Annotated in this window: 7 protein-coding genes and 1 pseudogene; 6 read left to right on the forward strand and 2 right to left on the reverse strand. The window is 38.7% G+C overall.

The genetic code is table 11. The features are described 5' to 3' along the window. Positions 1 to 149 precede the first annotated feature (149 nt). On the forward strand, positions 150 to 2,618 hold the full coding sequence (locus MXE38_RS07930) for a UvrD-helicase domain-containing protein (protein ID WP_246913752.1): 2,469 nt from the start codon (positions 150 to 152) through the stop codon (positions 2,616 to 2,618). An 84-nt stretch (positions 2,619 to 2,702) separates the two neighbouring features. On the opposite strand, the gene MXE38_RS07935 is transcribed toward MXE38_RS07930, so the two are convergent. Further along, positions 2,703 to 2,909, reverse strand: a complete 207-nt coding sequence (locus tag MXE38_RS07935) for a 4Fe-4S binding protein (protein WP_246913753.1) — start codon at positions 2,907 to 2,909, stop codon at positions 2,703 to 2,705. A 237-nt stretch (positions 2,910 to 3,146) separates the two neighbouring features. Between MXE38_RS07935 and MXE38_RS07940 the strand changes: the two genes are divergently transcribed. From MXE38_RS07940 to MXE38_RS07960, 5 genes and pseudogenes are all read left to right on the forward strand, one after another. Further along, positions 3,147 to 3,857 (forward strand): YggS family pyridoxal phosphate-dependent enzyme, encoded by a 711-nt coding sequence (locus MXE38_RS07940; protein ID WP_246913754.1) that lies wholly within the window; start codon positions 3,147 to 3,149, stop codon positions 3,855 to 3,857. Positions 3,858 to 4,062: 205 nt separating this feature from the next. Then, on the forward strand, positions 4,063 to 4,881 hold the full coding sequence (gene proC, locus MXE38_RS07945) for a pyrroline-5-carboxylate reductase (RefSeq protein ID WP_246913755.1): 819 nt from the start codon (positions 4,063 to 4,065) through the stop codon (positions 4,879 to 4,881). 29 nt (positions 4,882 to 4,910) lie between these two features. After that, positions 4,911 to 5,480, forward strand: coding sequence for a YggT family protein (locus MXE38_RS07950; RefSeq protein ID WP_246913756.1), 570 nt, complete (start codon positions 4,911 to 4,913; stop codon positions 5,478 to 5,480). Between the two features lie 254 nt (positions 5,481 to 5,734). Next, positions 5,735 to 6,622, forward strand: a complete 888-nt coding sequence (gene bamD / locus MXE38_RS07955) for an outer membrane protein assembly factor BamD (protein WP_246913757.1) — start codon at positions 5,735 to 5,737, stop codon at positions 6,620 to 6,622. 114 nt (positions 6,623 to 6,736) lie between these two features. After that, positions 6,737 to 7,405, forward strand: a pseudogene (locus tag MXE38_RS07960) (pseudouridine synthase); the annotation flags it as partial. A gap of 193 nt (positions 7,406 to 7,598) precedes the next feature. Here MXE38_RS07960 and djlA read toward each other — a convergent pair. Further along, a complete protein-coding gene (gene djlA / locus MXE38_RS07965) occupies positions 7,599 to 8,618 on the reverse strand; it encodes a co-chaperone DjlA (RefSeq protein ID WP_246913759.1) in 1,020 nt (339 codons plus the stop codon). Positions 8,619 to 8,802: the final 184 nt, after the last annotated feature.

Below are 8,802 nucleotides of genomic sequence, written 5' to 3' on the forward strand. Positions count from 1 at the left end.
AATCCCATTTTTATGGGGTTTTTGTACTTTAAGAAAACATGGGGCGGGCGAGTTTAGGGCCAGAAATTATGTAGTCAGGTTAATGTCCTACTATAATCTTGGGTAAATCGATTTAATGTTTTAGTTTGGCTAATCTTCAGGATGCATATATGGCAGAGTCACTAATTGATGGTTTAAATGAGCAGCAAAGAGAAATTGTTTTTGCTCCTTTATCCAATATTTTCGTAGTAGCTGGAGCAGGTACTGGCAAGACTAGGGTATTAATTTCTCGTTTGGTTTACTTGTTAGAAGAAGAGGGCTTAGAGCCTTGGCAAATTTTAGCCGTAACCTTTACTAATAAAGCTGCTCATGAAATGGAGGAGCGTTTAGTAGATGCTATGGGCTGGGAGCAAAACCAAGGTGTTTTGATGGCTACCTTCCATGGCTTTTGTAACCGTCTGTTACGCCGATATCATGTGGAAGCTAAGCTTCCTGCCAATTTTAATTTGATTACTAATAGTGATCAGGAAAATATTATTCGTCGTTTTTACGATGATTATGGTATTGAGCGCAAGAATCCTGATTATGGTGATTTTAAAGACTTGGAGCTTACCCCTAAGCAGGTAGTAATTCGTATCTCAAATTTAAAAGAGCAGGGAATGAGCCCTACTATTAGCGATGATAGTTTGGATGTGCTCCTAAAAGATTTGGCCAATATTTGGAAAAACACCAGTGCTGATGAGCTTTTTGCTATAGCTTATGCTTATTATCAAAGAGTGTGTGCTAAGGCAGGCTTGGTTGATTTTGCCGATCTCTTAATTAAAACCTTGGATATGCTCTTAAACAATCAAGATATTAGAGAGCACTTACAGCATCGTTACCGCTATATTTGTGTAGATGAGTTCCAAGATACTAACAATATTCAATACCAGCTGCTTATGGCTTTAAAAGGCCCTAAGAATCATATCTTGGTAGTGGGCGATGATGATCAGTCAATCTATGGCTGGAGAGGCGCAAATAGCAAGAATCTTAATAAGATTTGCCAAGATATATCTGATATGCAAATTTATGAGCTGAGTATTAACTATCGCTCCACTCAAAATATTTTGAATGTAGCTAATGCTGTTATTTCCTACTCTAATGATCGTTTAATCCAAAAGTTCTTAATTAATCCTTCCTCTTATGAGCTCTCTAAAGATTATGACATTAATTTATTAATGTCTTTGCCTACAGATAAGGTGATGCAAGCTTTAAATGCTATTGGAGCACCAAGTGCTGCTAACATGCCTTTAGATCATTTCTTAAGAACTATTAGTTTTAGATATCGTGAAGCTTTAATTCAAGAGTTAGTAAATAAAGACGTGCTCTCAATGTCTGACTTGCAAGCACGTGAGGCTTCCAAGTGGCAGTGTAAAGACCTGGATAATAACTCTAATCCTAAGGTTAAGTTTGTTCGTATTTGCCCATCATCGGTAGCTGATGGCGTATTTGTCGAAAAAGTAGTCAAAGCTATGCTCAAAAAAGGCTACAAGTATGAGGATATTGCTGTTTTATATCGTAATAACTCATTGTCAGCCAATATTGAATCAATACTAAACCTTAATGATATTCCGTACCAAGTTTACGGCGGCTTAAAGTTTTATGAGCGTTCTGAAATTGCTGATGTAATTAGTTATTTGCGCCTCATTGCCAATAGTAATGACAATGTTGCCTTTAGCCGCATTATTAATACCCCTAAAAGAGGTATTGGACAGACAGCTGAAAGTAAGCTTACCACTTATGCAGATGCCTGCGGTTTATCTTATTATGAGGCTCTAGCCAATATTATCCACAGCAATGATAAAGAGAGTCTTAAGCTGGTTAAAAAGTTTATTCCTTTTTACGAGATGATTGAGTCTTTACGTGCTTTAGTTAGTCGTCTTAGCTTGCCTGATTTAATTGTTAAGCTCTTAGAGACCTCAGGCCTTGATAAGTATTATGAACAGCTTGATAGTAAAGAGCGTTCAGCTCGTTATGGTGTATCCCGTAAGGATAATATCGTTCAGTTAATTAGTAATGCTGAAAACTTTTGTAACCTCCATGAAAACTCTAATCAAGAGCTCAAGGTTGTTTCCTCTGAGGTCATTGAGCAGCTTATGGCCAATCAAAATCTTGAGGCTGCTCCTGGGCAGGGGGTATTAAATATTAAGGAAGAATCTTCATTTGCGCTTACTAAAGAGCAAATGCAAGCTAATTATGAAAACTTTATTGCTTTTCTTTCTAGTGCTACTTTAGCTGCCTCTACTGAATCTACCGCTCAGGGTACTGAGATAGAAAAAGGCGTTAACCTTATGACTATACATGCCTCTAAAGGATTAGAGTTTCCTGTAGTGGTTGTTATTGGTTGTGAGGAGGGTATTTTGCCTTCTTATCGAGCAGAAGACTTTGAAGAGGAAAGGCGTTTGGCCTATGTGGCATTTACTCGTGCTATTAAGCATCTTTTTGTATGCTTTGCCCAAGAGCGTCAACGAGGCTATGGTCACTTTATGGAAGATAAAGCTACACCTAGTGTCTTTATCAAAGATGTGGCTCAAAAGTATAATGATGAAGAGGATAAGGAGCTCTTGCCTTATAGCGTATCTCGCTTTGAGGGTTTTTAGTTATCTTTTGTAACTACCCCAGTCTAAAATGGAATGGTGCTCATTTTGGGCTGGGGCTTAGTGCTTAGTTAGGTTCGTTTTCTTCTAAACATCTCTTTTTGGAATCATTGTGGCAGGATCTGCCTCAAAGATACTGCCATACTCGCAAACATCGTAGCAAGCACCGCACTCAATACATAATGCCTCATCAATGGAATGATGGCCTTTTTCGTCAACAATAATTGCATCACATGGGCAGGCATCTAAACAAGAGCCGCATTGGGTACAGGTATCTTCATCAATGTAAAACATATGTGCCTCAATTACATTATTATCATGCTAAATAAAGTGCTACCTAGTAAGTAATTGGCGTAGTATGTGTAATAAACTTACAACTAATTACCGCTAGGGCTTACAGTAAACTGGGAAAAGAGATAAAACTGGGCTGATTAATTATAGTACTAGCATTCAAAATTTGAAAACTTGCTTAAATAATTATAGCTAGCTCTAATGTTATTTTAATTTTCACTTTAAGAAAGTTGATTGGTTATGCAAAATATTATTGAAAATTTGGCTGTTGTTCATCAGCAAATCAAACTTGATGCACAAAATGCTGGTCGTAAGGAAAGTGACGTAACTTTATTGTGTGTCTCTAAAACTAAGAGTGAAGATATGATTAAAGCTGCTTATCAAGCAGGTGAGCGTCATTTTGGTGAGTCCTATGCTCTTGAGGCGCAAGGTAAGATCACAAGCTTGAAAGCACAAGGTTTTAACGACATTATTTGGCATTTTATTGGCCCTATTCAATCAAATAAAACTAAGCATATTGCCTCTCATTTTGATGTGGTTGAAAGCGTAGATCGTATTAAGATTTTAGATCGCTTAAATGAGCAAAGACCTGATGGTTTGCCTGTACTTAAAATCATGATTCAGGTAAATATTTCTCAAGAAGAACAAAAACAAGGTTGTGAGGAACAAGAGCTTGAGGCTTTACTAGAGCATGCTGCAAGATTGCCTAAGCTTAAAGTGATTGGTTTAATGGGTGTGGCCCGTATTGATGCCCCTGATGAGGAGCTCAATGCCTCATTTGCCAAACTTAAAGCTTTAAAAGATCAATATGCTAAGCACTATCCTGAGCTAACTGAGCTTTCTATGGGCATGACAGCCGATATGGCCCAAGCCATTTGCCAAGGATCCACTGAGGTTCGTATTGGTAGTGCTATTTTTGGTGCCCGTGACTACTCTAAGGCTAAAGCCTAAGGTAAGGCTAAAGCCCTTAGGGCAAAGCCTGTAGGCTAAGCCTTAAGGCTTAGCCTTGGGCCTTGGTTCTAGCCATGGCCTTGGCTAGAGCCTTGGCCATAAGGCCAGGGGGCTTGGGGGCAATTTATTTAACCTTCCTAAGGTGTAACTATGCATTTTATTGTAGGCTTTAGGGATAATTTGGTTTTTTGTTAGGTTGTATTTTATGAGTCAGTTAAAAATCGCATTTATTGGCGGTGGCAATATGGCCACTTGTATCTTTAATGGTATTGTGAAAACTCGTAACCATGAAGACCAAATTATGGTGTCTGGCCCTCATTTAGAAAAGTTAGCACATTTTAAAGAGCAAGGTGCCTTAGTTACTAGCGATAATATTGAGGCATTAAAGTTTGCTGATATTGTATTTTTAGGGGTCAAACCTCAAATCATGCCTGAGGTTTTAGATGAGTTAAAGGGTAGTGGTGTTGATTATACTAATAAGCTCTTTATCTCTATGGCAGCAGGCTGGCGCTTTGAGGCTTTTTACTCTCGTTTAGGCCCATGTAAATTTATTCGTATTATGCCTAACACCCCAGCACAATTAGGTTTAGGCCTAACCTCTATGTGCTGTGGATTGGATGTTAATAAAGAGCAAGAGGCTTTATGTTTAGAGCTATTAAGTGGCCTTGGTAAGACTGTCCTTACTGATGAGGAGGGCATCAATAGCTTAGGTGCGCTAGCAGGCTCTGCCCCTGCCTTTATGTATCGCTTTATGGAAGCTTTAGTAAATGAAACCCAAAAGCGAGGTTTTTCCAAAGAAGAGTCCCGTGCCATTATTGAGCAAATGGCATTAGGTACTGCACAAATGGTTATCCACAATCAAGATAAGGATATAAGTGCTTTACGTGAGGCTGTAACCTCCAAGGGTGGAACTACTTTCCAAGGTTTAGCACAAATGACTGAGTACAAGTTTGAGGAAATGATGTCACAAGTAATTGAGGCTTGTTTGCGTCGTACTCATGAATTTGAGAATATGTTTAAATAAGTTTTGTTCATTTAGGAGAATATGAGTTTATGTCAGCAGGAGCTTTCTGGACTTTAATGTATTTTGCCACTGCTATAGTAATGCTCTTTCAATTTAGAGCGCTGTTGCAAAGTAGTAGTGCTGATTATTACCATCCACTTACTCAAGCTGTAACTAAAATGACTAATCCTTTAGTCAATATCCCTGTATGGCGCAATATTAGATTGGGCAGCTTTTTTATGGCTGGCATTATTGTGTCTTTACTCTTAAGCGTGGTTATTTGGCTATTTAGTGCTTTAGTATTAGTTAATATGCCAATTACTTTTGCTCTTTGTGGTGCTTTAATCTTGTGCATTAAGAGCTTTGGTTATTTATTAATTGTCTTGTTATTAGTACAAGCTTTATGTTCTTGGCTCCCAGCTACACGCTCTTTGAGCTATTTATTAGGACAGGCTACCTCCCCAATTACCGCTCCAGTTCAAAGAATTATTCCTCCAATTGGTATGATTGATATCTCTTTGATGGTGGTATTAATTGCTCTTTATGCTCTCAATGCTCTTATTTATAAGGTGTTAGTAAATGTAAGCCCAGAGCTCTTCTTCTTGTGGCGTAGCTTATAAGAGCTTTTGTTGTTTAGTTAGTAATAATCAAGCCTCCGAACTTAAGCTATTGTTCTTAAATAGCGCTTAAGCTCGGAGGTTTTGTATTTTTTCTCATTAATTTATAGGTCTTTTGGGAGCCTTAAGCTTTTGCTAGCATTAATTTTTGCTAAAATAAGGCATTATTTTGCTTAGCCATGGTTGGCTTCAAGCCTTTAAACAATTTCATAGTTTCTAAGCGGAGCTTTTTGATGTATAAAATCCTGGCCTCAGTGATGCTTAGCCTCACATTTGCCATCACTGCTTGTAGCAGCTCAAATTACAATAGTGACGAAGTTCCTGATGTATCGCCAGAGAACCTTTATAATGTAGCTAAGGCCAATATGGCTACTGGTGATTTTGGAGTAGCTCGTCGTTACTTAGAAGCCCTTGATTCTCGATATCCTTTTGGCGATTTAAGTGCTCAAGTACAATTAGACTTAATCTATGTCTATTATAAGGAGCGTCAAAGTGACCTGGCCTCAGCCCAGATCGCTCGCTTTATCCGTTTAAGCCCAACTCACCCAAATATCGATTATGTTTACTATATGAAGGGCTTAACTGAGATTCAAAAGCGCTCTGACTTAATTCAAGATTATTTTGGTCTAGATCGCTCTCAAAAAGATCCAACCAACTATTACAACGCTTTTAATACTTTTAGAGACTTAGTTCAGTCCTATCCTAATAGTGTTTATACTGCCGATGCTTTAAAGCGCATGATCTATATTAAAGATGAGTTAGCTAAGAGAGAGTTAGCTATTGCTCAGTATTATTCAGATCGTGGTGCTTATGTTTCTTGTATCAACCATACTAAGAATATTCTCTACTCTTTTAGAGATACCAAATCATTACAGCCTGCTATGGAGTTAATGATTAGATCTTATGATCGTCTCCATTTAGAAGGCCCTAAAGCTACTGTTACTAAGCTTTATAAAGATACTTTTGGTCATGAACCACAGTACTTAGCTCCAGCTTATGCTCGTGAACAAAAATACACTATTGTTTTAGATAGCCCTGAAACTGCTTCATCTAAAGATGAGGGTAGCTGGCTGGATTCTTTAATGTTCTGGAAGTCCGATAAAGACTCTGATGTACCAAATCAAATTCCAGCTTTACAAGAGTAGTTGCTAGTCAAATACCAAAGTTAACAAAAGCCCGTATATTGCGGGAAACAAAAGCCCGTATGTTGCGGGCTTTTTGTTTGGTATTAATTAACTAAGCTTTTTTAGGATAAACCCATGTCCCATCGTGCTTTTAACTATGACCCACCTTTAGTGCCTTTTTTAGATATCTTGTATGAAGATAATGACATTATGGTGGTAAATAAGCCATCTACTATTTTATCTGTGCCTGGTAAGTTAAAGATTTATCACGACAGTATTCTCTCTCGTGTTAAGAGCATTTATGAAAATGCCTTTGCTGTCCATCGTTTAGATTATGGTACCTCTGGTGTAATGGTAGTAGGCTTAAACAAGGCTGCTATTTCTAATTTGGGCAAGCAATTTATTAGTCGTGATGTTAAAAAAGTTTATGTTGCTTGGGTAGATGGTCATCTTGAAGGGACAGGAGCTGTAGATCTGCCTTTAATTTTAGATATTAATAATAGACCTTATCAAAAGGTAGATTTTGAGGTAGGAAAACCAGCTTTAACTTATTATCAGGCACTATCTTATGATGATAAGCGTAATTGCACCTTTGTCCGCCTTTACCCACAAACAGGTCGCTCTCACCAGCTTAGAGTGCATATGCAGCAAACAGGACACTCTATTTTAGGTGATCATCTGTACGCCACCGATGCCATCTATGAGTGTGTGCCTCATCTTAATTTGCATGCTGCTTTATTAAGCTTTAAACATCCAAGCACTAATGAGCCTTTAAGCTTTTGTGCTCCAGCACCTTTTGAGCTACCTAAAGGCTGTGAGCCTCAGATTTCGTGGCTTGATGAGGACTTAAGCACCTTGGTTAGCAAAACTACCAATACTATGCTTAAAGAGACGCATTTAGATGCTTTAAACAGCAAATATTCTCCACAATAAGATAAGAGCCAGTAGCAATGCTACTGGCTCTTTTAGATCAAAGCTACTGGCTCTTTTAGCAAGATTACTTGCCGTGGTATTTTTTAATGAGATTAAACGCAGCTTGAATATCTTGGGCTTTTTGCGTGTACAAGGTTACCATTTCAGGAGGTAAGCCTTGGGCGGCTAAACGATCTGGATGGTATTTAAGCATGAGCTTTTTATGAGCCTTTCTAATCTCATCCCAAGGAGTATTAGCTGTTACTCCTAAGATCTCATAAGCAGTAGATAATTCACTTTTACCTGATTGACTGCTATAGCTATTCTCGTGCTGAGAATAAGAGCGCTCTTGGTATTCATTTCTGCTGTTATGAGAGTAGTTGTTCTCTTGCTCCTGATATGAGCCATGGTCTTGGTAAGAGCCCTGGTTATGGTAAGAGCTGTGCTCTTGGTAGCCTTGGTGTCCTTGGCTTTGGTTTTGGCCTTGGCCTTGTTGGTGGCTACGTGACTCATAAAAGTCGCGGGCAAAGCGGGAAAATTGTTGCTCTGCTAAACGCACCTTGATGAGCTTTTCCATTTGTGAGACTGGAACATCCATAGCAATGGCGATATTGAGTAAGCGCTCATGCTCACCTTGGGTTAGCTCTTCATCAGCAATGGCTACACCCACTTGGATTTCCATTAAGAAGGCCAGCATGGTAATGTTGGAGCCAACAATACCACGTAACTTTAAAGCCTCATCTCTTAAGTCAAAACTATCTGATTTGCCGTAGTTAAAGCTTTCAATAGCAAGGCTACGCATATGCTCATCGAGGTTCATGGCTCTCATAATATGCTCAGACTGCTTAATATGAGATTCATTAATACGGCCAGCACCACGAGAAACATAGCCCATTAATCTAAAGGTTGATTTAATAATAAGCTCATGCTCGTAGCGCTTATTGCCTCTACCCGAAAAAGCATTCCTGGTCTCTAATACTTCGTTGTAGGCTTCATTTTTTGGCTTATCATGAAAGAAATAGCCAATAGCAAAGCCGATAATAGCGCCAAAGCCACCAAAGAATAAACCTATAATTGTGCCAATAATGCGGCCTTTCCAAGTCATGTAATGCCTCAACTATAACATGCCCATGTACTTAAGAGTTAGCTAAAGCTAACTTCCATACCCTCGAATGTACCTTTGCCAGACTTGTGATCATCGACAATTGACTGAGCAAGAAGAGGTAGATCTTTGCCTGCTTCTTTATCACGTTTAGAGGGTTTAGATCTTAGTACTCTATTTCTTAAGC

Source organism: Anaerobiospirillum sp. NML120448 (assembly GCF_023050945.1).
Taxonomy (GTDB): Bacteria; Pseudomonadota; Gammaproteobacteria; order Enterobacterales; family Succinivibrionaceae; genus Anaerobiospirillum.